Source organism: Microbacterium sp. zg-YB36 (assembly GCF_024623575.2).
Taxonomy (GTDB): Bacteria; Actinomycetota; Actinomycetes; order Actinomycetales; family Microbacteriaceae; genus Microbacterium.
Map to the genome: position 1 here is coordinate 845,026 of NZ_JANJFD020000001.1, position 25,094 is coordinate 870,119.

At 70.9% G+C, this 25,094-nt stretch carries 21 protein-coding genes and 1 tRNA gene; 8 read left to right on the forward strand and 14 right to left on the reverse strand.

Features of this window, described 5'->3' with window-relative positions; all coding sequences use genetic code 11:
- Positions 1-10: 10 nt before the first annotated feature.
- The gene (locus tag NQ151_RS04250; protein ID WP_257508446.1) at positions 11-1,363 is read right to left on the reverse strand and encodes an FAD-binding oxidoreductase; all 1,353 of its coding nucleotides are present in this window, start codon (positions 1,361-1,363) and stop codon (positions 11-13) included.
- Positions 1,364-1,498: 135 nt separating this feature from the next.
- Between NQ151_RS04250 and NQ151_RS04255 the strand changes: the two genes are divergently transcribed.
- Positions 1,499-2,233 carry a response regulator transcription factor gene (locus NQ151_RS04255; RefSeq protein ID WP_257508445.1) on the forward strand — a complete coding sequence of 245 codons (735 nt, stop codon included), beginning with the start codon at positions 1,499-1,501 and terminating at the stop codon, positions 2,231-2,233.
- Positions 2,234-2,304: 71 nt separating this feature from the next.
- Entirely contained in the window at positions 2,305-3,744 is a 1,440-nt protein-coding gene (locus NQ151_RS04260; RefSeq protein WP_257508756.1) for a sensor histidine kinase, read from the forward strand.
- Positions 3,745-3,926: 182 nt separating this feature from the next.
- On the opposite strand, the gene NQ151_RS04265 is transcribed toward NQ151_RS04260, so the two are convergent.
- From NQ151_RS04265 to NQ151_RS04305, 9 genes are all read right to left on the reverse strand, one after another.
- A complete protein-coding gene (locus NQ151_RS04265; protein WP_257527103.1) occupies positions 3,927-5,468 on the reverse strand; it encodes an FAD-dependent oxidoreductase in 1,542 nt (513 codons plus the stop codon).
- Positions 5,468-6,019, reverse strand: coding sequence for an MOSC domain-containing protein (locus tag NQ151_RS04270; protein ID WP_257527104.1), 552 nt, complete (start codon positions 6,017-6,019; stop codon positions 5,468-5,470). Before NQ151_RS04270 ends, NQ151_RS04265 begins: the two co-directional genes overlap by 1 nt.
- A 10-nt stretch (positions 6,020-6,029) precedes the next feature.
- On the reverse strand, positions 6,030-6,908 hold the full coding sequence (locus NQ151_RS04275; RefSeq protein ID WP_257527105.1) for an FAD:protein FMN transferase: 879 nt from the start codon (positions 6,906-6,908) through the stop codon (positions 6,030-6,032).
- Complete coding sequence (locus NQ151_RS04280) at positions 6,905-7,354, reverse strand: FMN-binding protein (protein ID WP_257508441.1); 450 nt, start codon at positions 7,352-7,354, stop codon at positions 6,905-6,907. The genes NQ151_RS04275 and NQ151_RS04280 overlap by 4 nt, the downstream gene beginning before the upstream one ends.
- Before the next feature lie 69 nt (positions 7,355-7,423).
- The gene (locus NQ151_RS04285) at positions 7,424-10,159 is read right to left on the reverse strand and encodes a cation-transporting P-type ATPase (RefSeq protein ID WP_257527106.1); all 2,736 of its coding nucleotides are present in this window, start codon (positions 10,157-10,159) and stop codon (positions 7,424-7,426) included.
- A gap of 7 nt (positions 10,160-10,166) precedes the next feature.
- Complete coding sequence (locus NQ151_RS04290; protein ID WP_257508439.1) at positions 10,167-11,201, reverse strand: ribose-phosphate diphosphokinase; 1,035 nt, start codon at positions 11,199-11,201, stop codon at positions 10,167-10,169.
- Positions 11,176-12,636 carry a bifunctional UDP-N-acetylglucosamine diphosphorylase/glucosamine-1-phosphate N-acetyltransferase GlmU gene (gene glmU / locus NQ151_RS04295; RefSeq protein WP_257527107.1) on the reverse strand — a complete coding sequence of 487 codons (1,461 nt, stop codon included), beginning with the start codon at positions 12,634-12,636 and terminating at the stop codon, positions 11,176-11,178. The genes NQ151_RS04290 and glmU overlap by 26 nt, the downstream gene beginning before the upstream one ends.
- Before the next feature lies 1 nt (position 12,637).
- Positions 12,638-12,709: transfer RNA gene (locus NQ151_RS04300), tRNA-Gln, on the reverse strand.
- Between the two features lie 68 nt (positions 12,710-12,777).
- Entirely contained in the window at positions 12,778-16,353 is a 3,576-nt protein-coding gene (locus NQ151_RS04305; RefSeq protein WP_502883566.1) for a glycosyl hydrolase 53 family protein, read from the reverse strand.
- A gap of 160 nt (positions 16,354-16,513) precedes the next feature.
- Here NQ151_RS04305 and NQ151_RS04310 point away from each other — a divergent pair, with 160 nt between their 5' ends.
- From NQ151_RS04310 to NQ151_RS04335, 6 genes are all read left to right on the forward strand, one after another.
- A complete protein-coding gene (locus NQ151_RS04310; RefSeq protein WP_257508437.1) occupies positions 16,514-17,011 on the forward strand; it encodes a MarR family winged helix-turn-helix transcriptional regulator in 498 nt (165 codons plus the stop codon).
- A gap of 64 nt (positions 17,012-17,075) precedes the next feature.
- Entirely contained in the window at positions 17,076-18,902 is a 1,827-nt protein-coding gene (locus NQ151_RS04315; protein WP_257527108.1) for an ABC-F family ATP-binding cassette domain-containing protein, read from the forward strand.
- A 64-nt stretch (positions 18,903-18,966) separates the two neighbouring features.
- On the forward strand, positions 18,967-19,302 hold the full coding sequence (locus tag NQ151_RS04320) for a PadR family transcriptional regulator (RefSeq protein WP_257508435.1): 336 nt from the start codon (positions 18,967-18,969) through the stop codon (positions 19,300-19,302).
- Positions 19,299-20,039: a DUF5808 domain-containing protein gene (locus NQ151_RS04325; protein WP_257527109.1), complete on the forward strand. Its 741-nt coding sequence runs from the start codon at positions 19,299-19,301 to the stop codon at positions 20,037-20,039. The genes NQ151_RS04320 and NQ151_RS04325 overlap by 4 nt, the downstream gene beginning before the upstream one ends.
- Before the next feature lie 173 nt (positions 20,040-20,212).
- Positions 20,213-21,178 carry an ABC transporter ATP-binding protein gene (locus NQ151_RS04330; RefSeq protein WP_257527110.1) on the forward strand — a complete coding sequence of 322 codons (966 nt, stop codon included), beginning with the start codon at positions 20,213-20,215 and terminating at the stop codon, positions 21,176-21,178.
- The gene (locus NQ151_RS04335; RefSeq protein ID WP_257527111.1) at positions 21,175-21,987 is read left to right on the forward strand and encodes an ABC transporter permease subunit; all 813 of its coding nucleotides are present in this window, start codon (positions 21,175-21,177) and stop codon (positions 21,985-21,987) included. Before NQ151_RS04330 ends, NQ151_RS04335 begins: the two co-directional genes overlap by 4 nt.
- Before the next feature lie 6 nt (positions 21,988-21,993).
- On the opposite strand, the gene NQ151_RS04340 is transcribed toward NQ151_RS04335, so the two are convergent.
- From NQ151_RS04340 to NQ151_RS04355, 4 genes are read right to left on the reverse strand one after another with little or no spacing between them, the layout of a single operon-like run.
- Complete coding sequence (locus NQ151_RS04340; RefSeq protein WP_257527112.1) at positions 21,994-22,911, reverse strand: ABC transporter substrate-binding protein; 918 nt, start codon at positions 22,909-22,911, stop codon at positions 21,994-21,996.
- Positions 22,912-22,930: 19 nt separating this feature from the next.
- Positions 22,931-23,671, reverse strand: coding sequence for an ABC transporter permease (locus NQ151_RS04345; RefSeq protein ID WP_257527113.1), 741 nt, complete (start codon positions 23,669-23,671; stop codon positions 22,931-22,933).
- Positions 23,668-24,360, reverse strand: coding sequence for an ABC transporter permease (locus NQ151_RS04350; protein ID WP_257527114.1), 693 nt, complete (start codon positions 24,358-24,360; stop codon positions 23,668-23,670). Before NQ151_RS04350 ends, NQ151_RS04345 begins: the two co-directional genes overlap by 4 nt.
- On the reverse strand, positions 24,357-25,094 hold the full coding sequence (locus tag NQ151_RS04355; RefSeq protein ID WP_257508428.1) for an ABC transporter ATP-binding protein: 738 nt from the start codon (positions 25,092-25,094) through the stop codon (positions 24,357-24,359). The genes NQ151_RS04350 and NQ151_RS04355 overlap by 4 nt, the downstream gene beginning before the upstream one ends.

The window sequence follows — 25,094 nt, forward strand, 5'->3', positions numbered from 1 at the left end:
GCGCAGCCGATCAGACCGGCACGACGTTGTGGTTGCGGCGGAAGAGGTTCGCGGGATCCCACTCCCGCTTGATCGCACCAAGCCGCGCACGCGTCGCGGCGGGGTACATCCGCGTGACGTAACGCTCGTCGAGGGTGACGGCGAAGTTGCCGTAGACGCCGCCGCCGAGCGCCTCGATGGCTTCCCAGTCCCGCGTCAGCCGGGCGCGTTCGGCGTCGTCCACCAAGCCGGGGATGTCGAAGCCGCCGGCCATCGCGAACCAGGTGGCGCCTCGGGCCGACCACGCCGTGGCATCCGCAGCCACATCGCCGTATGCGCCGCCGAGTGAACGGAGGAACAGCACCGACGCGTCGGTGGCCGCCCGGAACGCCACCAGCCGCGCGATGGCGTCGTCGGTGAGGTCGTCCAGCAACGTGTTGCCTCCGAGGAACCCGGGCATCTGCGCCTCAGGCTCGGCGGCGGGCATCTCGAGCAGGATGTCCGGGTAGGCAGTGAGACCCAGCGCGGTCTGCGTGACGCCGTCGATGGATGCCACCGGCTCGAGGAGCCGGCGCAGGTCTTCGGGATCGTCACCCAGCCACACCGCCTCGATCCCCGCGCCGGCGGGAGCGCTGGGGTCCATCGCCGGCACGTCCATATAGGTCACCGTCAGTTCCCGCGGCGCAGTGGCGAGCACGTCACGGAGCGTCCGCAGGACGGCGGCGTGGTCACCGGCAACGGCGTAGGTGCCGTGGACCAGGGCCGGCAACTCGTGGGCATGGAAATCGAACCGGGTGACCACGCCGAAATTGCCGCCGCCGCCGCGCAGCGCCCAGAGCAGGTCGGGATGCGAGGCATCCGTCGCCTCCACCACCTCGCCCGAGGCGGTGACCAGCTGCACGCCGGTGAGCTGGTCGGCCGCCAGCCCCCAGGCGCGCACCATCCACCCGATGCCGCCGCCGAGGGTCAGACCACCCACACCCACCGATGCGGTGTCGCCGGAGCTGATCCCCAGGCCCCGGGCCGCCAGCTCCCGGGCGACGGCACCCCAGACCGCTCCCCCGCCGATATGCACGATGGCGCCGTCGTCGGTGCGGTCGACGGTCACGTCGCGCAGGTCGGCCAGGTCGATCACGATGCCGCCCGGCGGCTGGTTCCACGCGCTGTGGCCGCCGCCACGGACCACGACGGGCACCCCCTGGGAGGCGGCCCAGACGACGGCGCCGCGCACCGCCTCGACGGTGCTGGGCCTGACGACGACATCGGGCGAGCCGATCCCGGCGTGGTAGCGACGCGCCTCGTCCCATGCGGGGTCCCCCGGCGCGTGCACGGGACCGGCGAAACTGGTCCGCAGCTGGTCTATCCGATCGATGCTGACAGTCACGCGCGACACGATAGGCCTCCCCTGGCACACGCGCATCCCCTGTGACGATCCGGACGGGGCGGACGGCGCCTCGCTCACAGCCGCCGCATAGACAGCTCCATAGGAATCTCCTACCTCGCGCGTCACAATGGGGGCATGATCGCGAGCTCAACCGTTCCCGCACTACGCCGCCCCGACGGCACCGCCGTCCGGGTACTCGTCGTCGACGACGAGCAGATGCTCACCGACCTGCTGTCGATGGCGCTGCGCATGGAGGGCTGGGAGGTGCGCACCGCCGGCTCCGGGTTCGAGGCGCTGCAGACCGCGCGCGAGTTCGAGCCCGACGCGATCGTGCTGGACATCATGATGCCCGACCTCGACGGCATGGCGGTGCTGCAGCGGCTGCGCCACTCCGGCAGCGATGTGCCGGTGCTGTTCCTGACCGCCAAGGATGCCGTGGGCGACCGGGTCGCCGGTCTCACCGCCGGCGGCGACGATTACGTCACGAAGCCCTTCAGTCTGGAGGAGGTCGTCGCGCGACTGCGCGGGCTGATGCGCCGGGCGGGGACCGCCGCGATCACCGGAAACGAGCCCATCCTGCGGGTGGGAGATCTCACCCTCAACGAGGACTCGCACGAGGTCGAGCGCGGCGGCGACCAGATCGAGCTGACGGCGACCGAGTTCGAACTCCTCCGCTACCTGATGCGCAACCAGCGTCGCGTGGTGTCGAAGGCGCAGATCCTCGACCGGGTCTGGAACTACGACTTCGGCGGCCGCTCCAGCGTCGTCGAACTGTACATCTCGTACCTGCGCAAGAAGATCGACCAGGGCCGTGAGCCCCTCATCCACACCGTGCGCGGCGTCGGCTACATGATCAAAGCGCCGCAGTGAGCCAGACCGATGCGGGCCCCGCCCCGCGGCGCTGGACCCTGCAGACGCGGCTCATCACCGCCGTGGTGTCGATGGTCGCGCTGATCCTGGTGAGCATCGGCCTTGCCAGCGGCACGATCCTGGGGTCGATCCTGCAGACGAACCTGCAGGCGCAGCTCAGCCAGGCCGCGGACCGCGTGGACAACCACCTCACGCCCAGCAGCACGGCGAGCGAGGTGCTGTCGGTGGGCCGGCAGGAACCGGGGACGCTGCTGGTGCTGCGCACCGTATCGGGGTTGTCCGGTGCCTACGTCGCCGAGGACGAGTCGGTCGTCGACCTCGACGACGAGGAGATCGCACACATCCAGGCAGCGATCGAGCATCAGCCCGGCGGCACCGTGACCCTGCCGGACCTCGGTGAGTACCAGTTGCTCGTGAAGAGCTACCGCGAGGGGTTCTTCGCCCTCGTCGGGTTGCCGACCAGCGAACTGGCCGCGACCATCGGCCAGATCCTCACCACCGTCGCCCTGTTGACCACCGGCGGACTGCTCCTGCTGGCCGCGGCGATCGCCATCATCATCCGCAATTCGCTGCGCCCGCTGCGCGCCGTCGCCGACACCGCCACGCGCGTGGCTTCCCTCCCGCTCGCGCAGGGCGACGTGTCGATCGCCGAGCGGGTCCCCGAGGCGGAGGCCGACCCGCGCAGCGAGATCGGCCGCGTCGGCGCGGCGCTGAACACCCTGCTGGACCACGTCGGCGAGTCACTCGCGGCACGGCAGCGCAACGAGGAGCGCATGCGGGCGTTCGTCGCCGACGCGAGCCACGAGCTGCGTACGCCGCTGGCATCCATCCGGGGATATTCGGAGCTGTCGCTGCGGGCCCTCCACCGCGACCCCACCGCACCGGAGACGGCGGCCAACACCGAACAGGCCCTCGAGCGCATTCAGGCCCAGTCGCTGCGGATGACCTCGCTCGTGGAGGACCTGCTGCTGCTGGCCCGGCTCGACGAGGGTCAGGAATTGGTGTTCGGCTCGGTGGACCTCTCGCAGCTGGCGATCGAGGCCGTCGGCGATGCCCGGGCGGCCGGTCCCGATCACACCTGGCAGCTGGACATCGGGGAAGACCCCGTCGTCGTCGCCGGTGACGCCAGGCGGCTGCACCAGGTCGCGGCGAACCTGTTGAGCAACGCTCGCGTGCACACCCCGGCCGGCACGACGGTGACCACGACCGTCGCCCTCGACGGTGACAGCGCGGTGCTGCGGGTGCACGACGATGGACCGGGCGTGGATCCGGCCATCGCCGATGAGCTGTTCGAGCGCTTCGCGCGCGGCGACCGCTCCCGCGCCCGCTATACCGGCGGCACCGGGCTCGGTCTGTCGATCGCGCGCGCGATCGTGCAGGCACATCGCGGCGAGCTGAGCGTCGACAGCCGGCCCGGCGACACGACGTTCGAGGTGCGGCTGCCGGTCAGCCCCGCGGATGCCGCGCCTCGCGAGCCCGCCGACGGCACCGAGGCGGCGGCGGAGGTCTGAGCCGGGCGCCCTCCCCGGCTCGGTCGTCACGAACGGCCCCGCCCCCGCGACGCACAGGGACGGATGCGACGACCCCACGCCTCGCCCCGGCATCCACCCCGGCTCGGTCGTCACGAACGGCCCCGCCCCCGCGACGCACAGGGACGGATGCGACGACCCGGCGCGCCGCCGCGAGCGCCGGGTCAGTACCCCGAGAACGCGTCGGTCGTGATGGAACGGGCCTTCTCCAGCGCGGGGGCCAGGTCCGCGATCAGTCGGGCGGGCCCCGAGATGTACGCGTGACGCGTCCCGATGTCGGGCACGACCCGCACGAGGCCCTCTGCGTCGAGCCGCACGCCCTGCGCCCACTGCCAGTGCGTCGGCAGGTCGGCGGGCCGGTCGCGGGTGAACACGATGACGGGGACACCGGATGCCGCGAGCTCGTCGCGGAACGCCAGCTCGCCGGCATCCGACGCGACGTAGATGAGCACGATGTCGCGTCGCTCGCCCTTCAGGCGCATCTGCGTCAGTTGCGACACGAACGGGGTCACGCCGATGCCGGCGGCCACCATGAGCACGGGACTGTCCGCCCGGCGCGGCAGCACGAAATCGCCCCAGACGCCGGTGACGGCCAGCGGGTCGCCCGCTGTGACTGCGGCCAGAGCCTTCTTGTAGCTGGACTGCGGGCCACCGCCCTCACGGAACGCGATGCGCAGCTCGGGCAGCTCCGCGGGCGACGAGACGATGCTGAACTCGCGCCGCGTGCCCCGCGCGTCGGGGTGGTGGTGCGGCACCTCCAGTTCCAGGAACTGCCCCGGCACGAACGACAGTCGGCGCTTCGTGCGGAAGCTCAGCTGCCGCACGGTGGGGGTCAGCTCGTCCCGGCCGGTGAGGGTGAGACTCACCGCCGCGCGCCACGCGAACAGGAACGCCACGAGGTTGCCGATCAGCAGGGCCCGCTCCTGGCCGAGGCTGATGATGCCGACGTCGATCGGCCAGCCCGCCAGCACGCCGACGATGGCGGCCACGGTGAGCTGTTGCCAGCGCCGCGGCGGCATCGTCAGCGGCTCGGAGAGCATGAAGGCACCGAGGAACAGGAACGGGGATGCCGTGACGATCTGCCACACGATGTCCAGGCCCGCCACGTCCAGCCCCGCCTGCTGGTACTGCACGACCGTGCGCACGACCGCGACGGCGACGGCGATGAGCCAGAACACCGCGATGATGCGTACCTTCTCGGTGCGCAGCAGCACGATCGTCCCGATCAGCAGGACCGGCAGCGCGAGGTACGGGGAGCCGACCCACCAGGCCGAGTCGCCGATCCCCGCGATCGTGACGACCGTGGCGCCGACGGCGGCGGGGTTGAAGATGTGCCGGCCGCGCCAGGCGAGGAGGTACTTCGACAGCGACGCCACCGCACCGGCCGCGGCGATGCCCAGCAGCGGCAGCACCTCCTCCGAGGGGCGCAGCACGAACAGCAGGATGTGGGCGGTGATGAGCGAGGATTCCACGCGCCACGGCAGCTTCAGCAGCCGCTGGGCACCCGCGTCGACCAGGCTGCACGCAGCGGCCAGCACCACGAGCGTCGCCACCAGCTCGAGCGGGGACGGCACGACCACGCCGAACAGCGACATCACGAACGCGATCGCGGCCAGGGCGGCAAGGGCGATCAGCACCAACCGGTACATCGACATGCGGCCGAGAACGGCGAAGACACGGCTCCACAGGGCGGTGAGCGAGCCCATCAGACTGCCTGCAGGGGGTGCGGTGCGCCCGCGGGCAGAGTGATGTCGACCGGGTCCCCTGGACGGACGACTCCGCCGGTCACGACGATCGACATGACCCCGGCCAGGCGCACGACCTCCCCGGAGGCATCGCGATGGACGAGCTGTTTCATGAGGCCCTCTCGGTAGCCGTTGATCTGGGTGCAGGGGTTGCGCAGGCCGGTCAGTTCGACGACCGCCTCCTCGCCGAGGCGCAGGCGGGTTCCCACCGGCAGGCCCAGCAGGTCGATCCCCCGTGTGGTGACGTTCTCGCCGAGGCCGCCGGGGGCGACGTCGTAACCGCGGCCGGTGAGCTCCTCCAGCAGTTCGGCGTGGATGAGATGCACCTGCCGGAGGTTCGGCGCGGTGGCTCCGGTGCGCTGCCGGGACCGGTGCTGCACCAGGGCACCCGCGTGCGCGTCGCCCTCCACTCCCAGCCCTGCGATGAGGCGGATGCTGTCCCGGGTGGGCTTGGTGAACCGGTGAGCGTCGTCTCGCGCGACCGCGACGACGTGAGCGGGCCCGATGGTCATGTCATCAACGCTAGCGCGGCCCGATGAACAGCTCGGCCGGGCAGCCGGGAGACCAATCAACGACGCCGTCGGTGGCCATCCGCACCCATGCGACGTCCCACCGGGCGGCGAGCTGCTCGCCGCCGGGGAAGAACAGCGCCGTCGCGATGGCGTCGGCCTGCATCGCCGTCGCCCCGACCGCCCACGTCGCCGCGATCGTGCGCACCGGCTGCCCGGTGCGTGCGTCGAGCACGTGGTGCAGGCCCTCGCCCCAGGAGCGGCGGTTGGTCGCCGAGGCGCACAGCGCGGCATCGGTCACCTCCCACACCCCGATCGCGCGCGACGGGACGTACGGATGCTCCAGCCCGATGCGCTGCGGCGCTCCCCGCACCGCGATGTCGCCGCCGGCGTCGACGACCGCGCCGTCGACCGTCCAGGGTTCCACCGCCGCGCTGACGAGGTCGACCAGCCGGCCCTTGCCCAGCGCGCCGACGTCGATGGTCGCCGGCGCGGCCAGCCGCAGGGTGCCGTCACTCCAGGTCAGGCGGGCGCGCCAGTCACTGGTCGCGGCGACCGCGCCCTGGTCGACGAGCGAATACGCCGCGTCGTAGCCGCGGCGGACGAGGGCATCCCCCACGAGCGGGTCGACCGCGCCAGCCGTGGCGTCAGTGAGCGCGGCATACGTCTCGAACATCGCGGCGGCATCCGGCGGAGCCGGGACGGCTCCCCCAGTGCGGGCGAGCTGCGACACGACCGAATCGGCGCGGAAGCGCGACCACTCCCGGTCGAACCGTGCGATGACGGCGGATGCCGCGGCGCGAGCGTCCTCCGGCAACTCCCGGACCGTCTCGACCTCCCACCGGGTGCCGATCGCCTCGAAGCGCCAGACCGCGCGGGCGAGCGGGGTCACTGTGCCGCGTCGGCCTTGATCTGCTCGATCGCCTCGTTGAACCCGCCGCTGGTGAGCGACGAGCCGGCGACCCGGCTCACCGAGATCTCGTCGATGTCCTTGCCGACGACCTCGTCGGCGATGCCGCCGATGAACTCGCCCTGGTACCGCTGGGACTCGCCCCGGGTCGGGTTGCCCACGACCTCGACGGCCGTGATGACGTCTCCGGAGAGCTCGACGGTGACCTGGATCTCCTCGACCGACTCCGGCGTCGCGTACGCCCCGGATGCCTCATAGGTGCCGTCGGCGTACGACGCTTCCCCGGTGGCGGCGTCGGAGCCGGCATCCGCTGCGCTGTCGGAGTTGTCGGCGGCACCGCCGCAGCCGGTGAGCAGCAGCGCGCCGGCGACTCCGGCGAAGGCGGCGGTGCGACGGGTGGAGCGGGGGATGGCGGTGATGCGTGTCATGAAGTTCTCCTCGTGCCGGACGGCTACCTTCACGCTACCGAGGCAGCTGCGCAGAACCCTCCGAGAAGCCTATGCGTGTGCATGCACGGTGCGGCGACGTCGCAGCGCCTTGAGCACCTCGACGGCCAGGAAGATGAGGATCGACAGCACGATCGGCAGCAGCCACGAGTTCAGTGCCAGCGGGCGGGAGCCGAACAGGTCGTTCATGAACGGGACGTAGGTGTACACCAACTGCAGCGCGATGAGCGCCGCGGCCGACCACCACACCGTCCGGTTTCCCCGGAACACGTCGACGGACAGGCTCGACCGGCCGAGGAAGCGGCAGTTGAACAGATACGCCAGCTGCCCGAGCGCGAGCATCGTGACCGCCTCGGTGCGGGCATAGGCGATGTCGACGCCGGTTCCCACCACCCCGTAGAACAGCGCGAGCGTCGCGCCGCCGATGAGCAGCGACACCACCAGCACGAAGCCGAGCTCCCCCGCACTCACGATCGAGCCGCCGGGTTTGCGGGGCGGGCGGGTCATGATGCCGCGTTCGGCCGGCTCGTACGCCAGCGCGAGCGACAGCGTGATCGCGGTGACCATGTTGATCCACAGCACCTGCACCGGAGTCAGCGGCAGCGCCAGCCCGAACACGATCGCCACCATGATCACCAGCGACTGCGCGCCGTTGGTGGGGAGCAGGAACACGACGGACTTGCGGAGGTTGTCGTAGATGCGCCGGCCCTCGCGGATGGCGCCGCGGATCGTGGCGAAGTTGTCGTCGGCCAGCACGATCTCCGCGGCTTCTTTCGTGGCCTCGGTGCCCTTGATCCCCATCGCGATGCCCACGTCGGCGCGGGTCAGGGCGGGCGCATCGTTCACGCCGTCGCCGGTCATCGCCACGACCTCGCGGTGCGATTGCAGCGCCCGCACGATGCGGATCTTGTGCTCGGGACTGGTGCGGGCGTACACGTCCACGTCGCGCACCACGGCCGCCAGCTGGTCCTGGCTCATCGCCTCGAGTTCGGCGCCGGTGAGCACTCGCACGTCGGCACCCTGCACCAGGCCCATCTCGCGGGCGATGGCAAGCGCCGTCCCGGCGTGGTCGCCGGTGATCATCTTCACGCGGATGCCCGCGGTGTGGCAGTCCGCGATGGCCTCGATGGCCTCGGGGCGCGGCGGGTCGAGGATGCCCCACAGCCCCAGGAACTCCAGCCCGTGCAGGTCGTCGATGTCCAGCTCATGCCCGGGCTCCGCCGGCCGGCGCGCCGCGGCGAGCACGCGCAGCCCCTGAGCACTGAGGTCGTCGATGGCCGCTTCCCAGAACGGGATGTCCAGGGGCGCCGGTCCGCCCTCGCCGCGCTGGGTGCGGGAGCGCTCGAGCAAGCGGTCCGGGGCGCCCTTGACCAGGATCGCGCGGGAGCCGTCTGACGCCTCGTTGAGCGTCGCCATGAACTTGTTGGCCGAGTCGAAGGGGACCACCCCGACACGCCGGGCGCCGTCGGACGAGACGCCGCCCTTCATGGCGACCACCTTCAGCGCACCCTCGGTGGGCTCGCCCACCAGGGTCCACCGGCCGGGGGCGTCGCCGGCGGCGGGGTCGGGGACGATGTGCGCGTCGTTGCAGAGGGTCGCCACCGCGAGCAGCGGCGCGAGGTCGCGACGCTGTTGCGCCGCGGTGCCGGCGGTGGCCACCCCCAGGGGGGTGATCTTCCCGTCCGGGTTGTAGCCGAGCCCGCTCGTGGCGTACGCGCCTCGTGCGGTGACGAGCCGGCGCACCGTCATCTCGTTCTTGGTGAGGGTGCCGGTCTTGTCGCTGCAGACGGTGGTGACCGCCCCGAGCGTCTCGACGGCGGGGAGCTTGCGGGTGATGGCGTGGCGCTTGGCCATCTGCTGCACGCCGATCGCCAGCGTGATCGTCACCAGTGCCGGCAGGCCCTCGGGGATCGCCGCGACCGCGAACCCGATCGCCGCCGAGACGAGGTCGCCGATCGGCATCCCGTGCAGGAACCGGCCGATGAGCAGCATCAACGCCGCCATCGCCAGGATCACGATCGTCAGGACCCGGCCGAACGAGTCCAGCTGCTTGGTCAGCGGCGTCGCGATCGACCCCGCCTCCCCCACGAGCGCCTGGATCGTGCCGATCTCGGTGTTCCCGCCCGTGGCGGTGACGATGCCTCGGCCCTGGCCTGCGGCGACGATCGTGCCGGAGAAGGCCATCGAGTGGCGGTCACCGACACCGGCATCCGACGCCACCGCGTCGACGGACTTCGACGACGGCACCGATTCGCCGGTGAGCGCCGCCTCGTCGATGCGCAGCTGGAAGGCCTGGATCAGCCGCAGGTCGGCGGGGACCTTGTCGCCGGGCATGAGCCGCACCACGTCACCGGGGACGAGTTCGGCGGCCGGAACCGTCGCCCACGCGCCGTCGCGGCGCGCGCTGGCATCGTTGGACAGCATGCCGCGGATGCCGGCGAGCGCCTTCTCGGCGCGGCCCTCCTGCACGAAGCCGATGACGGCGTTGATGATCGCGACCGCCATGATCACCCAGAAATCCAGCCAGTCGGCCATGATCGCCTTGATCACGGCCGCACCGAGCAGGATGTAGATGAGCGTGTCGTTGAAGTGCTCGAGGAACCGCAGGACCGCGGGTTTGCGGGGCGGCTCGGGCAGTTCGTTGCGACCGACGACGGCGAGCCGCTCGGCGGCCTCAGCGGAACTGAGGCCACCGGTGTCCGCGCCGAGTTGACGCTGCACTTCCGCGACATCGAGGGCGAACGGCCGGGTGACCGTAAGAGGGACCTGCGTGTCGCGGTCGGTCATGTTGGTCCTATGCGGCGCCGTCGAACATGCTCGTGACGGACCCGTCTTCGAAGACCTCCTGGATGCCGCGGGCAAGCAGCGGCGCGATGGGGAGGACGGTGAGGCTGGGGAACCTCTTGTGCTCGGGGACCGGGACGGTGTCGGTGACCACGACCTCGTCGATCGCCTCGCTCTGCAGGCGTTGGCTGGCGGGGTCGCTGAAGATCGCGTGGGTCGCGGCGACGATCACTCGCTGTGCGCCGCTGGCCTTGAGCGCTTCGGCGGCCTTGACGATCGTGCCGCCGGTGTCGATCATGTCGTCCACGAGCAGACACACCCGGCCCGAGACCTCACCGACGATCTCGTTGACGGTGACCTGGTTGGCCACGTTCGGGTCACGGCGCTTGTGGATGATCGCCAGCGGCGCACCCAGGCTGTCCGACCAGGTGTCGGCCACGCGCACGCGACCGGTGTCGGGAGACACGACGGTCAGGGCGGCGCGGTCGGCGTCGGACAGCGTGCGGCGGAAGTACTCCAGCAGCACGGGCTTTGCGAACAGGTGGTCCACCGGGCCGTCGAAGAACCCCTGGATCTGCGCGGCGTGCAGGTCGACGCTCATGACGCGGTCGGCACCGGCGGTCTTGAGCAGGTCGGCGACCAGGCGAGCCGAGATCGGCTCACGGCCGCGGCCCTTCTTGTCCTGGCGGGAGTAGGGGAAGTAGGGGGCGACGACGGTGACCCGCTTGGCGGACGCGCGCTTGGCGGCATCCAGCATGATCAGCAGCTCCATGAGCCACTCGTTGACGGGTGGCCCGAACGACTGGATCAGGAAGACGTCGCAACCGCGGATCGACACCTCGAAGCGCGTGAGGATCTCCCCCGACGCGAATGTGCGGTACTCGGTGGGGACCAACTCGGTGCCGATCTGGTCGACGACCTCCCGCGCGAGCGCCAGGTGCGATCGGCCGGAGGCCACAACCAGACGCTTCTTGGTCTTCGCGACGATGCCGGGAGCGATGTCCCGGGTCCTGTCGAGGTCAACCGTTTTGTTCTTGCGAGCCATCGTCCGCTTTCTGTGCGGACCGAGCCTGGGCCGCGAGATCTGCGGCCTTGGTTCCCGGTCGGTTCGTCTCGACCCACCCCTCGATGTTGCGCTGGGGGGCGACGGTCAGTGCCAGTGCGCCGGCGGGAACATCCTTACGGATGACAGCCCCCGCACCGGTCTTCGCGCCATCACCGATCCTAACCGGCGCGACGAAGACGTTGTGCGAGCCGGTGTGCACTTCGTCGCCGATCTCGGTGCGGTGCTTGGCGATGTCGTCGTAGTTGGCCGTGATCGCGCCGGCACCGAGGTTGACGCCGGTGCCGATCGTGGTGTCGCCGATGTACGACAGGTGCGGCACCTTGCTGCCGGCGCCGATCGAGGAGTTCTTCGTCTCGACGAACGTGCCGATCTTGCCGCCGTCACCGAGGTAGGTGCCGGGGCGCAGGTACGAGAACGGGCCGACGGTGGCGTTCGCGCCGATCACCGCGAGCGTGGCGTCGGTGCGCGTGACGCTGGCACCCTCGCCCACTTCGCAGTCGACCAGGCTGGTATCAGGACCGATGACGGCCCCGGTTGCCACGGTGGTGGCCCGCAGGATGTGGGATCCGGGCAGCACCGTCACGTCGGGGGCCAGCGTCGCCGTCACGTCGATCCAGGTGGATGCCGGGTCGAGGATCGTCACGCCGTCCAGCTGCCAGCGGCGCACCACCCGCGCGTTGAGGGTGCGGGCCGCGTCGGAGAGCTGCACCCGGTCGTTGACCCCCAGTGCGGATGCCGCGTCGGGCGCCGTGAGCGCGGCGACGGTCGCACCGTCGCCGCGCAGCAGTCCGATCACATCGGTGAGGTACTTCTCGCCCTGAGCGTTGGAGGTACCCACGCGCGGCAGCTGGGCACGCAGCGCGTCGGCGCGGAAGACGTACACCCCGGCGTTGATCTCGGTGACGGCGGCCTCGGCGTCGTCGGCATCCTTCTGCTCCACGATGCGGGCGACGGCCCCGGTGGAGTCGCGGATGACGCGACCGTAGCCGGTCGCGTCATCGAGCACGGCGGTCAGCAGCGTCGCGGCGGCGTGGGCGGAGCGGTGCACCTCGACCAGCCGGGCGAGGGTGTCGGCCTCGAGCAGCGGCACGTCGGCGGAGAGGACGAGCACGTCGCCGACGAAGCCCTCGAGGCGATCGAGGGCGACTTCGACTGCGCGTCCGGTGCCGGGGATGTCGTCCTGGTCGACGATGTGCACCTCGGGCGCGACACCGGCGACGGCGTCGGCGACCAGATCGCGCTCGTGGCGGACCACGACGAGCACCTGTTCGGGGCCGAGGTCGCGTGCGGTGTCCAGCACGTGGCCGACCAGCGGGCGCCCGCCGATGCGGTGGAGCACCTTGGGAAGAGCAGACTTCATGCGGGTGCCTTGTCCGGCGGCGAGCACCACGACTGCGAGCGCGTTGTGTGTCATGCTCCGCCGCCAGGACTCGAACCTGGACCTAACAGCTCCAAAGGCTGTCGTGCTGCCATTACACCACGGCGGACCGGCTGCCCCCCGGGGAGCAGCCTCGTCAAGTCTGCCAGAGGGCTCGTCAGCGGATGACCGAGATCTTCAGCGGGTGACCGAGATCTTCAGCGGGGCGCTGCTGGTCACCCCGCCGGGCCCGATGAACTCCACCCGGTACACGTGCGTTCCGCGCGTGGCGCCGTTCACGTCGAGCCGGGCCTGCTGGGCGCGGGGCGTCCGAGCCTCCAGCGTCCCCTCGGCCACGAGCGCACCGTCTTGGAAGAAGCGGTAGCCGGTCGCGTTGGTGCCCCACCACAGGTCCGCGGTCACCGTGTACTCCCCGTCGCGGTTCCAGTTGTCGTGGCGCAGGACCGGCTTGCCGGGCGCGGCGTCGGTCACCGTCACGGTGACCGGGCGGGTCGCGGTGACCCCGGACGCGTTGACGATCTCCCCGGTGTACACATACGTGCCGTCGACCTTGCCGGTGATCGGCACCGACGCGCTCTGCGCGGTCGTGCGGCGGTAGGTCAGCGGCTGCACCGAGACCAGCACGCCGTTCTCGTACAGGCGGAACGACGATCCGTTCACGCCCCACCACAGGTTCATGTGCACCGTGAAGTCGCCGTCGCGCAGCCCGGTGCCCCAGCCGTTGTCGTGGGACAGCACGCCGACGCCCGGGGCGCGGGTGGATGCGTCGGCGTCACGCCGCACCAGCAGCGTGGTCGCCTCCGCCAGCAGCGCGCGCGCCTGGTCGACGGCGTCGGCGGTGGGCCACTGCGCGTCGCTCACGACGCGCCCGATCGCGATGGCCTCGGCCAGCCGTGCCCACGACGCCGTCGTGTACGCGGCGGGATCCAGCGCGACAGCGGCGATGATGTCCGCTTCGAGGGCGGTGGTGTCGGTCCGCTCACCGGCACGCACCAGGCGCAGATCGTCGACAGTGCCCCACGCGCCGGCGCTCAGTGCTGCGGTGACACCGACGGTGAGCACTTCGCCCTCGCCGACCACGAGGGGGGCCGTCGTCGCCGTGCCGAACGCCTGCCAGCCGTCCAGCGGCAGCGGCGCCGTCGTCTCACCCGCGGCGGTGGATGCCACGACCGCCAGGGCGTCCCCGGCGGCTTCGCCATCGCCCTGCGCGGTGGCGGAGAGGGCATAGACGCCCGGGGTGATGCCGGAGATCTGCTGGGTGACATCGAAGCGGTAGGCCGCGTCGCTCCAGAAGCTGACCGCGCGGGCGCCTTCGGCGGCATCGGCGGTCGCCGTGATCGACGCTCCCGATCCGGCCACCGTCCACGCACCGCCGTCGCCTTCGAACCCGCCGTCGAGGAGCCACTGGCGCTCGGTGACGGTGATGCGGGCCACGGCGGGAGCCTGGCCGGCGGTCCCGGCGATGGTGTACACCCCGGGGCCGGAGATCCAGTCGACGGCGTCGGACCAGACCACCGGGACGGTGTCGACGACACCGTTCCATGCGGTGCGGCGCACCGTGTCGGGCAGGTCGATGGCCTCGCCCTCGACGACGGTCACCTCGACCGGGGCGATGACGGCGGGCGGCTCCGCGCCGGTGAGCACGAGCTGGGCCAGGGCGCCCTCGACCAGAGCGGTCGCTTCGGCCACGCGATCGGCGGCGGGAGTGTCGGCCCCCAGCACGATGCCGGCGATCTCCAGGGCATCGTCGAGCACGGCGAGGGAGGCGGCGGTGACGATGCCGCGGTCCACGGCCGCGGCACGTGCGACAGCGTCTTCCAGGTCGGACACGTCGGCACCGTCGCCGGTGACCGGTGACAGTACGAAGTCGTCGAGTGTCCCCCACGCACCTCCGGGCAGCTCGGCGGTCACCGTGACGGTGATCGTCTCGCCTGCCGCGATCGTGACGGCATCCGTTTCCGGCACCGACCAGTTGCGCCAGCCCGACAGGGCGAAGGCAGCCCTCGCCGACTGCCCCGACGAAGTCGTGAGCTCCAGCGCCACGGTGCCGGTGGTGCCTTCCCCATCTCCCTGCAGTGCGGCAGAGGCCGAATAGGTGCCGGCATCCAGGCCCGTCACGGTCTGCGACAGCGTGAAGGCGAACGGCGCGGCGGAGTAGAAGTGCGCCGACCGCGCACCGCTGCGGGGGTCATCGGTCGAACGGAGCGTCAGCGTGCCGGTGCGGGCCCACATCGTGAGGTCGGCGTCTTCGAACCCGGGGTTTGCCAGCGCGTTCAGCGCGAGCACCGTGATGGTCGCCGTCGTGGCGTGCCCCGACGCGGTGACGCCGGAGACCCGGTAGCTGCCGGGGCCGTCGATCCAATCGGCGGCATCCGACCACGTCACCGCCTCGGGCTGCACCGAACCGTCGTTGTAGGTCACCGCCACGGTGGCCGGCAGAGTGATCTCCGTCCCGGCGGTCACCGTGAGGGTGGGCTGCTCCACACTGGTCACCTCGCGCGGCGCTACGGCCCCGGTGCGGGCATAGCGGAACGTCTGCAGCGACTCCAGCGGCACACCCGAGTGGTCGAACAGTGCCTGGTTGTCCCACGCCGAGCCGCCGAACCACTGCCCCGCGTCGTGCGGGTCGTACTCCCCCGCGAAGCTGGACGCCCACCCCGAGCCGTGGGTCTCCCACAGCACGCGATTCGCCTCGAGCTGTTCGGGCGGTCCGACCGGCAGCCAGGCCGGCTCCCAATAGAACACGCCGATGCCGGCGTCGCCGACGTCGACGACTGCCTGCATGACGTCGCGCAGCGCGGTGGCCTGACCCTGCACGCTCACCGGGTACTGCGTCGCCTCGGACGGCAGATCGACGACGTTGCCGTGCCCATCGCCGTCTTCGAGCGTGTACGCCCAGGATGTCTCGGCGACCATGACCTGCTTGCCGTGGGTGTCGGCCACGTCGCTGAGCACGGAGGTGAGGTTCGCCAGCGTGCCGTGCCAGAACGGGTAGTACGACGACGCGAACACGTCGTAGTCCACGCCCCGATCGGCGAGGTTCTGCGCGTACCCGGCGTATCGGCCGGCGGTTTCGGGGTTTGTGAAGTGCACCACGACCTCGGCCTCAGGGATGACGGTGCGCACAGCGGTGGACCCGGCGGAGAAGACCTTCGCCATGTCGGGCCAGCCGGTGAGTCCGGCCACGGCCCCGTTGGTCTCGTTGCCGATCTGCACCATCCGCACGTCGACGCCCGCGGCGACGAAGTCGGCCAGCGCCGCGGCGGTGAAGTCCTCCACGGCTGCCGCGGTCTGGTCTGCCGTGAACCCCGCCCACGCCTTCGGCGCCTGCTGCTTGGCGGGGTCGGCCCAGAAGTCGGAGTAGTGGAAGTCCACCAGCACGCCGAGCCCGGCAGCCGTGGCGCGCTGGCCGATCTCGACCGCGCGGGCGACGTCGTTGTCACCGCCGCCGTAGCCGTTGCCCGCCGCGTCGAACGGGTCGTTCCACACGCGCACCCGCACGTCGGTCACGCCCGCGTCCGCGAGCACGTCGAACAGGTCGGCGGGGTTGCCCGAGGTGTCGCGGAAGACCACGCCTGATTCCTCCAGCGCGATGGCGGAGGAGACATCGGCACCGTGGATGAAGTCGGCCGGCAGCCCCTCGACCTTCTTGACGACGATGCCCGCCTCGACGGGGCCGTCGTCGGCGGCGGCCGGGATGGCAGCGCCCGTCGCGATCAGGGCGGCAGTCGCGACCGCGGCCACGCCTCGCATCCACCGAGTGGTTGAGCGTGCGCGCATGAGGGCTCCGATCTCCATCGAAAGGGCACGTGCTGTGACCGGTCACAGTCTGCTCGCGCGGCCAGGGGGCCGGAAAGGGGTTGCCGGCATCCGTTACCGAACCGTGATGACACCTACCGGCGATAATGGCGGGATGGCTCAAGGCACGGATGAGGTCGACCGCATCGTCGGCGCGTGGATCACCCAGCGCCCCGACCTGGATTTCTCCCCGCTCGAGGTGCTCTCCAGGGTGGATCGCCTCTCCCGCCACCTCGATCGGGCGCGCCGGGAGGCGTTCCGCCGCAGCGACCTGGAGCCGTGGGAGTGGGATGTTCTCTCCGCTCTGCGCCGCGCGGGCGACCCGTTTCAACTCAGCCCCAAGCAGTTGCTGCAGCAGACGCTGGTCTCCAGCGGCACCATGACCAACCGCATCGACCGCCTCGTCGACCGCGGACTGGTGCGCCGCGAGGGCGACCCCGCCGACGGCCGCAGCGTGCTGGTGACCCTCACCGGCGACGGGCAGACGCGCGTGGATGCCGCGATCACCCGGCTGGTCGACGCGGAGGCGACGCTGCTGTCGGCCCTGTCGCGCGCCGACCGGGATCGGCTGGCTGCGCTGCTGCGCAAGCTGAGCCTCGGCTTCGACGCCTGAACCGCACCGGCCGCACCGGCCGGCGGTCCGCGCATGGCCCGGCGGAGCCTACGCTGGAAGGAATATGGCGCATCTTCTGGGGGCCGAGGCCCTGCATCTCGAATATCCGACCAAAGTCGTCTTCGACGGCGTCTCGATCGGCGTCGACGAAGGTGACCGCATCGGCATCGTCGGCCGCAACGGCGACGGCAAGTCGAGCCTGATGGCGATGCTCGCCGGTCGCCGCACCCCCGACGCCGGCCGGGTGACCGTGCGCGGCGGCGTGCGCATCGGTGTGCTCGACCAGGCCGACAAGCTCCCCGACGACCTGACGGTGTCGGCGGCGATCGTCGGCGACCGCGCCGAATACGAATGGGCCGGCGACCCGCTCACCCGCGAGGTCGTCGCGGGGCTGGCCAGCGACCTGCCGTGGGATGCCGAGATCGGCACGCTGTCCGGTGGCCAGCGGCGCCGGGTGGCCCTGGCGCAGCTGCTGTCGGGCGACTGGGACGTCATCATGCTCGATGAGCCGACCAACCACCTCGACGTCGAGGGCATCGCGTGGCTCGCCGAGCACCTCAAGCGCCGGTGGGCCGGTAACAGCGGGGCCTTGCTGGTGGTCACCCACGATCGCTGGTTCCTCGACGAGGTCTGCACCCGCACGTGGGAGGTGCACGACCGCGTCGTGGAGCCCTTTGACGGCGGTTACGCCGCCTACGTGCTGCAGCGCGTGGAGCGCGACCGCCAGTCATCGGTCGTCGAAGCCCGACGCCAGAACCTCGCCCGCAAGGAGCTCGCCTGGCTGCGCCGCGGCGCCCCCGCCCGCACCGCCAAGCCCAAGTTCCGCATCGACGCGGCCAACGAGCTCATCGCCGACGTGCCCGAGCTGCGCGACCGCGTCGCACTGCAGTCGCTGGCCGTCTCCCGGCTGGGCAAGGACGTCGTCGACCTGCTGGACGTGTCGGTGTCCTACCCGTCGCAGGACTCCCCCACCGGCGAACCGCGCGAAGTGCTGCACGAAGTGGAGTGGCGCATCGCTCCCGGTGAGCGCACCGGCATCCTCGGGGTCAACGGAGCCGGCAAGTCCACGCTGCTCGGGCTCATCGCCGGCACCGTCGAGCCCACGTCCGGACAGGTCAAGCGCGGCAAGACCGTCAAGGTCGCCACGCTCACCCAGCGCATGGATGAACTCGACCCTCACCTGCACGAACCGGTACGCGTCGTGATCTCGCGGCTGCGCACCAGCTACACGATGGGCACCGGCTCGAAGGAGCAGGAACTGACCCCCGGCCAGCTCTTGGAGCGCATGGGCTTTTCCAGCGCGCAGCTGTCGACCCCGGTGAAGGACCTGTCGGGCGGTCAGAAGCGCCGACTTCAGCTGCTGCTGATCCTGCTGGAGCAGCCCAACGTGCTGATCCTCGACGAGCCGACCAACGACCTCGACACCGACATGCTCGCCGCGATCGAGGAGCTGCTCGACTCGTGGGCGGGCACTCTGCTGGTCGTCTCGCACGACCGGTACTTCCTGGAGCGCGTCACCGACCAGCAGTACGCGATCCTCGACCGCCACCTGCGGCACCTGCCCGGCGGCATCGACGAGTACCTGCGGCTGCGGCACGCCCAGCAACGCGCCGCCGAGGCCGCACCCGCCGCGGCGCCCGCACCGAAGGCATCCACCTCGTCGCTCTCGGGCGCCGACCGCCGCACCGCGGAGAAGGAACTGTCGGCGCTGGACCGCAAGATCGGAAAGCTCCAGGCCGTCCTGAACGACGTGGACGTGAAGATCGCCAGCGCGGCATCGGACACCCCGCACGACGAGGTCAGCGACCTGTACCGCCGGCGTGAGGAGCAGGCGACCCAGATCGCCGAGCTCGAGCAGCGGTGGCTCGAACTCGGCGAAGAACTCGGCTGAATCGCCTCCGGCGGGCCGCCGGCCTTCTTGACCGCAGGTACCTTGCACTGCAAGGATGTATGTTATGCCAACTAGTGACCGCGTGGTCCAACTCCGCAAGGGCGTGCTCGAGCTTGCGATCCTTGCGGTGCTCGGGCGCGAGGAGTGCTACGCGATCGAGATCATCGAACGGCTGAATGCGTACCCCGCGCTGACGGCGACCCCCGGCACCGTCTACCCTCTGCTGGCGCGGCTCGACAAGTCGGGCCTGGTCGGCACCCGGTGGGCGGAGGCTGCCGGCGGTCCGCCGCGCAAGTACTACCGACTGACCCCGGCGGGCCGCGACTCGCTGTCTGCCGGAGCCGACGCCTGGGCGGCGCTCAGCGGCGCCATGACCGAGATCCTCGAGGGGACGCCATGAGCGCGACCGACTACCTGGGTGCCGTGCGCGCGCACCTTCATCGCGTGCCCCGCCCGGACCGGCGCCGGGCGCTGAGTGCCCTGTCGGCGCAGCTCGACGAGCTCGCCCAGGCCGGCCTCGATCCGGTGACCGCGCTGGGCGACCCGGCGGCATACGCGCACGAGCTGACCGATGCCCTCGCCGATGACACCGCGACGGCCGGGCCGCGCTGGCGCCTGCTCGGCTTGCCAGTCGAACTGCGCGGCCCGATGAGCGCCGAGGTGCGCTCCCGCACCTGGGATCCGGCGAACCCGAAACTGTTCGTCCCGCGCCTGCTCGGGATCGGGTGGACACTCAACCTCGGCGCCGTCGCGGTGCGCCTGGGCCTCATCCGCCCCGACGACACCGGCGACGATGTGCTCGCGGCCATCCCGCAGCGCCGGCTCCACCAGGCCCACGCGGTGCCGCTGGTCATCGCCGGCACGACGGCGGCCGTCATTGCGGCCACCTGGCGAGCCCTCCCGCCGACGGTGGCCGCGGGATTCGACTTGGGCGGTCGTGCGCAGGAGCACGCACCCCGGTGGGCGCTGCTCGCGGATCTCGCGCTCGGCGCGGTACCGGCGCTGTGGGCACAGCGCCGCAGCGCCCCGACCGAGGATCGCCTGGTGCGCACCGCAACGGCGACCTCGCTCGCCGTGATCTCCGCCGGCGTCGTCGCGGCCACCCTCGCCGATGCCCGCGCACCGCAGGGTCGGTAGGCACTGCTCACCGTCGCGGCGCTGCCCCTGGCCATCGCGGCCTCCCTCGCCGTCGTCGTCGTGCCGCTGCGCGCGGGGCTGCGCCGCGTGTGGCTGTCCGATTCCCCCTCGGCACCCGCCGAGCCCGATGCCGCACCCCACACCTCATGACCTCGCAGCCGTTGCGCCCTCCGATGCCGGCACCGGAGCCCGGTGACCAATCAACCGTCATCGTGCAGGCCGCGGGGCTCTCAAAGCGATTCGGCGATCGTGATGTGGTCTCGGATCTGTCCTTCAGCGTCGCCCGCGGGCGTGCCTTCGGCCTTCTCGGGCCCAACGGGTCAGGCAAGACGACCACCGTGCGGCTGCTCACGGGACTGCTGACCCCGGACCGCGGCGACATCACGCTCTTCGGTGAGCGGGTGACCCCCGCCGCGGCCGACCGGCTCCGCCGCCGGATCGGAGTGCAGACCGACACGAACCTCTATGAGACCCTCAGCGCCCGGGAGAACCTGCGCACGTGGGGCGCGCTCTACGGCATCGACCGCCGGGTAATGGACGATCGCATCGACGAGGTGCTCACCGTGCTCGGCCTGCAGGAGCGCGCCGGTTCCCTCGTCGGTGAGTTCAGCAAGGGGATGCGGCAGAAGCTGGCTGTCGGCCGCGCGGTGATGCACGAGCCGGAACTGCTCTTCCTCGATGAGCCGACGGCGGGTCTGGACCCCGAAGCGGCCGCCGACCTCATCGGCTATCTCAAGCGCATGATCCGGTCGCTGAACACGACGGTGATCATCTGCACCCACCAGCTGCACGGCCTGGAGTCGCTGTGCGACGACATCGGGATCATCCGCGGCGGACGGCTGCTCGCATGCGGCGTGGTGGACGAGCTGCTCGCGCACCGTTGGCCCGACCGCCGGTACTGGCTCACCGTAGGCAGCGCCCTCCCCCGCGCGGCCGAGCTCGTGGCATCCGTCACGGGATCGCCGCCGGAGGTCGACACCGACGGCCGCCTCGGTTTCTCATCCGCCGACGACGGCGTCGTCCCGGTCGTCGTCGCCGCTCTGGTGCGCGGCGGCGTCCCGGTGCGCGCGGTGATCCCCGAGGTGCCGACGATCGAGCAGTTCTACTTCGCCACGCTCGACGAAGGGGGCATCGCATGATCGACCGGCAACGTGTCTGGGCGGTGATCCGCAAGGACTGGCTCGAAATCTCCCGAGACAAGCAGGTGATCGCCCCGCTCGTGATCATCCCGCTGCTGTTCGCGGCGGTCATCCCCTCGGCGGTGCTGCTGCTGGGCAACACCAGCGTTCCCACGTCGACCATCGGCGGGCTGCAGAGCTTCATCGGCAACCTGCCGCCCGGGATCGTGCCGGCCGGTTTCTCCGCAGAGCAGACCGTCGCCTACGCGGTCATCGTCTACTTCATGGCGCCCTTCTTCCTGCTGATCCCGGTCATGATCGCCAGCATCACCGCCAGCTCGAGCCTCGTCGGCGAGAAGGAACGACGCACGATCGAGGGCCTGCTCTACTCACCGCTGAGCACCCGCGAACTCGTCCTCGCGAAGGTGCTCGGCTCGGTCATCCCCGCCGTGGTGCTCACCTGGGTCGCCTTCCTCCTCTACGCGACCATCGTCAACACTCTCGGCGCACCGATGATGGGCGGTGTGTTCTTCCCGACCTGGACCTGGGCCGTGATCATCGTGATCCTCGTGCCGCTCGTGGGTTTCCTCGCGACGAGCCTGATCGTGGCGGTCTCGGCGCACTCCAGCACGATGCAGGGCGCTCAGGGCACGGCGATGTTCGTCGTGTTGCCGATCCTCGCCCTCGTGATCGGTCAGTCGACCGGACTCATGCTTTTCGATGTGACGGTGGCGCTCATCACCGCCGCCGTGCTCCTCGTCGTCGACGTCGTGGCGTTCGTCCTCGTCGTGGCCCGATTCGACCGCGAGCGCATCGTCACCCGCCTGTAGCGCAGCTCACAGCAGGTCGTTCTCCTCGAGCCACGCGGTGGCGATGTCCTCCGGGGACATCTGGTCCTCGGTGCTCTGCACGTTCAGCGCCACGAGCCCTTCCGGTGTCAACGCGGCGCTGATGGGGTCGATCACCTCGGCCAGTTCATCGGCGAGTTCCGCATTGACCACGGGCACCACGTTGGAGGCCAGGAACAACCCTTCGGGGTCTTCGAGCACGACCAGATCCTGTGTCTGAATGCGCGGGTCGGCCGTGAAGACGTTGGCGATGTTCACTTCGCCCGCCACGAGGGATTCGACCGTGGTGTCCCCGGTGGCTTCGAAGGCGACCTCGACACCGTACGTGTCGGCGAGGCCACTGGGCCCGTAGGGGCGCTCGGCGAGCTCCGGCGGGCCGCCGAGGGTGAGGGGCACGGTGACACCGGCGAGGTCGGCGATGCTCGTCAGGCCGTTCTCCGCGGCGAAAGCGGCCGTCACCGTGTAGGAGTCCTGGTCGCTCGCGTCGGACTGCTCCAGCACGGTGATGCCCTCCGGCAGCGCCCCGACCAGCGCCGCGTAGACGTCATCGGGGGTACGCGCCTCGGTCTCGGGCTCGAAGTACTGCAACAGGTTGCCGCTGTACTCCGGGAACAGGTCGATCGCACCGCTTTCGACCTCCGGCATGTAGGCGTCGCGCTGGCCGATGTTGAACGAGCGCTCCACCGTGTAGCCGGCGTTCTCCAGCGCTTGGGCGTAGATCTCGGCGATGATCTCGTTCGAGTAGTACGCCTGCGAGCCGATGACGATCGCCTCGGCATCCCCGGTCTCACCGCCGGTTTCGGCCTCGAGCGGGTCTGATGAGGCGCAGCCGGCCAGCAGGGCCGCGGCGAGGGCGATGGCGGTGGCGGCGCCGAGCAGGCGGCGCGGGGTAGGGGTGATGGGCATGAGGTCTCCTCAGTGCGTGTCAGGACGGAACGGGGGTGTGGGACGTGGCGGTGCGCGCGGCTGATGCGCGCCCGGTGTCACGCGCGGCGCGTCCGGCGCGAAGCCCGCGCGGCACCGCTGTACGCTGCAGGACCGCGAAGAGCAGATCCAGCAACAGTGCGAGGGCGATGATCAGCAATGCGCCGCCGAGCACCATGTCATAACGGCGCAACGGGATGCCGGCGATGATGTACTGCCCCAGGCCGCCGAGTGCGACGTAGGCGGCGATCGTGACCGTCGCGACCACCTGAAGGGTGGCCGAGCGCAGTCCCGCCACCAGCAACGGCAGTCCGAGGGGCACCTCGATGCGCCAGAGGACCTGCCACTGGGTCATCCCCATCGCGCGCCCGGAATCGAGCACGGCCCGGTCGATGGCCTCGACCCCCGCGTAGGCACCGGCGAGGATCGACGGGATCGCCAGCAGCACGAAGGTCACGACGCCGGCTTCGGGGCGATTGAGCACGCCGAACAGCAGCACCAGCAGAATCAGCAGACCGAACGACGGCACGGCGCGCGCCGCCCCCGAGATCACCACCGCGATCTCCCGCCCGCGCCCGGTGTGGCCGATGAGCCAGCCCAGCGGCACCGCGATGATCGCGGCGATGACGACGGCCACGCCGGTGTACCAGAGATGCACCGCAAGGGCGGCGCCGATGGATGCCGGGCCGGTCCACTGCTCCGGTGCGAAGATCCAGGCGAGCGCCTCGGCGAAGAGATTCATGCCGGCACCTCCGCCGCCGAGGCGACGAGGCGCACGCGCGCTGCGCGGCGGCGTGCACCGCCGCTGCTCCACGGCAGGAGCAGGCGCCCCGCGACCACCAGCAGCAGATCGATGATGACCGCGATGAGCATGACGGCGACGACACCGGCGAGCACCTCGGGGATGATCCGCCGCTGCAGCCCGTTGGTGAACAGATAGCCGAGGTTGGTCACCCCGATGAGCACGCCGACGGTGGCCAGCGACACGGTGCTGACGGCGGCGACGCGCAGTCCCGCCAAGATGACGGGACCCGCAAGCGGCAGGTCGACTCCCCAGAACCTGCGCGCCGGCCCGTACCCCATCGCGACGGCCGCCAGGCGGGCGTCGGGGTCGACGGCGTCGAACCCGTCGGCCACCGACCGCGTCAGCAGCGCGACGGCGTACAGGGTGAGGGCGACGAGGAGGTTGACCTCGCTGAGGATGCTGATTCCGAGGATGCCGGGCAGCAGGGCCAGCAGTGCCAGCGAGGGGATGGTGTACAGCAGTCCGCTCAGGGTGAGCAGGCTCCCCCGCACGAGCCGGTAGCGCCACGCGATCCACCCCAGCGGCACGGCGCACACGAGCCCCAGCACGACCGGGATCACGCTCTGACGCACATGTTCGAGCGACAGCTCTGCGATGAGCCCGAGGTTATCGAGGATCCAGTTCACGGAGCGCGCCGCTCCCGCGCGCCGACGAACGCCTCGACGAAGGGCGACGCCGGACCCTGCCGGATCTCGTCCGGTGTGCCCCGCTGCGCGATGCGCGCACCCCGTTCCAGGATGACGACCTGGTCGCCGAGGAAGAACGCCTCGTCGATGTCGTGCGTGACGAACACGATCGTCTTGCCGATCTCGCGCTGCAGCCGCGTGAGCTCGTCCTGCAGCTCCGCGCGGACGATCGGGTCGACGGCGCCGAACGGCTCGTCCATCAGCAGGATGTTCGGCTCGGCCGCCAGCGCGCGGGCCACCCCCACCCGTTGCTGCTGACCACCGGACAGCTGACTCGGGTAGCGGTCGGCCATCGCACCGTCCAGCCCCACCGTCCCCATCAGCTCCAGCGCGCGCTCACGTGCCGGACCACGGGCGACACCGTTCAAGCGCGGCACCGTGGCGATATTGGCGGCGACCGTGAGGTGCGGCAGCAGTCCGGAGTTCTGCATGACATAACCGATGCTGCGCCGCAGCGCCACCGGCGACCGGGTGGCGATGTCCTCGCCGTCGATCGTGATCGTGCCTGCGGTGGGTTCCACCATCCGGTTGATCATGCGCAGCAGCGTCGTCTTGCCGCAGCCGGACGACCCGACGAACACCGTCGTGCGGTGCGGAGGGATCTGCAGCGAGAAGTCCTCGACGGCGCGGGTGCCGTCGGAAAAGGATTTCGCGACGCCTCGGAACTCGATCAC

What these genes read in the sequence shown, in the direction of transcription:
- NQ151_RS04255 (WP_257508445.1), top strand. Translation starts at nt 1,499, where the DNA reads ATGATCGCGAGCTCAACCGTTCCCGCACTACGCCGCCCCGACGGCACC.
- NQ151_RS04260 (WP_257508756.1), top strand. Translation starts at nt 2,305, where the DNA reads ATGGTCGCGCTGATCCTGGTGAGCATCGGCCTTGCCAGCGGCACGATC.
- NQ151_RS04265 (WP_257527103.1), bottom strand. Translation starts at nt 5,468, where the DNA reads ATGGGCTCGCTCACCGCCCTGTGGAGCCGTGTCTTCGCCGTTCTCGGC.
- NQ151_RS04270 (WP_257527104.1), bottom strand. Translation starts at nt 6,019, where the DNA reads ATGACCATCGGGCCCGCTCACGTCGTCGCGGTCGCGCGAGACGACGCT.
- NQ151_RS04280 (WP_257508441.1), bottom strand. Translation starts at nt 7,354, where the DNA reads ATGACACGCATCACCGCCATCCCCCGCTCCACCCGTCGCACCGCCGCC.
- NQ151_RS04285 (WP_257527106.1), bottom strand. Translation starts at nt 10,159, where the DNA reads ATGACCGACCGCGACACGCAGGTCCCTCTTACGGTCACCCGGCCGTTC.
- NQ151_RS04290 (WP_257508439.1), bottom strand. Translation starts at nt 11,201, where the DNA reads ATGGCTCGCAAGAACAAAACGGTTGACCTCGACAGGACCCGGGACATC.
- glmU (WP_257527107.1), bottom strand. Translation starts at nt 12,636, where the DNA reads ATGACACACAACGCGCTCGCAGTCGTGGTGCTCGCCGCCGGACAAGGC.
- NQ151_RS04305 (WP_502883566.1), bottom strand. Translation starts at nt 16,353, where the DNA reads ATGCGAGGCGTGGCCGCGGTCGCGACTGCCGCCCTGATCGCGACGGGC.
- NQ151_RS04310 (WP_257508437.1), top strand. Translation starts at nt 16,514, where the DNA reads ATGGCTCAAGGCACGGATGAGGTCGACCGCATCGTCGGCGCGTGGATC.
- NQ151_RS04315 (WP_257527108.1), top strand. Translation starts at nt 17,076, where the DNA reads ATGGCGCATCTTCTGGGGGCCGAGGCCCTGCATCTCGAATATCCGACC.
- NQ151_RS04320 (WP_257508435.1), top strand. Translation starts at nt 18,967, where the DNA reads ATGCCAACTAGTGACCGCGTGGTCCAACTCCGCAAGGGCGTGCTCGAG.
- NQ151_RS04325 (WP_257527109.1), top strand. Translation starts at nt 19,299, where the DNA reads ATGAGCGCGACCGACTACCTGGGTGCCGTGCGCGCGCACCTTCATCGC.
- NQ151_RS04330 (WP_257527110.1), top strand. Translation starts at nt 20,213, where the DNA reads ATGCCGGCACCGGAGCCCGGTGACCAATCAACCGTCATCGTGCAGGCC.
- NQ151_RS04335 (WP_257527111.1), top strand. Translation starts at nt 21,175, where the DNA reads ATGATCGACCGGCAACGTGTCTGGGCGGTGATCCGCAAGGACTGGCTC.
- NQ151_RS04340 (WP_257527112.1), bottom strand. Translation starts at nt 22,911, where the DNA reads ATGCCCATCACCCCTACCCCGCGCCGCCTGCTCGGCGCCGCCACCGCC.
- NQ151_RS04345 (WP_257527113.1), bottom strand. Translation starts at nt 23,671, where the DNA reads ATGAATCTCTTCGCCGAGGCGCTCGCCTGGATCTTCGCACCGGAGCAG.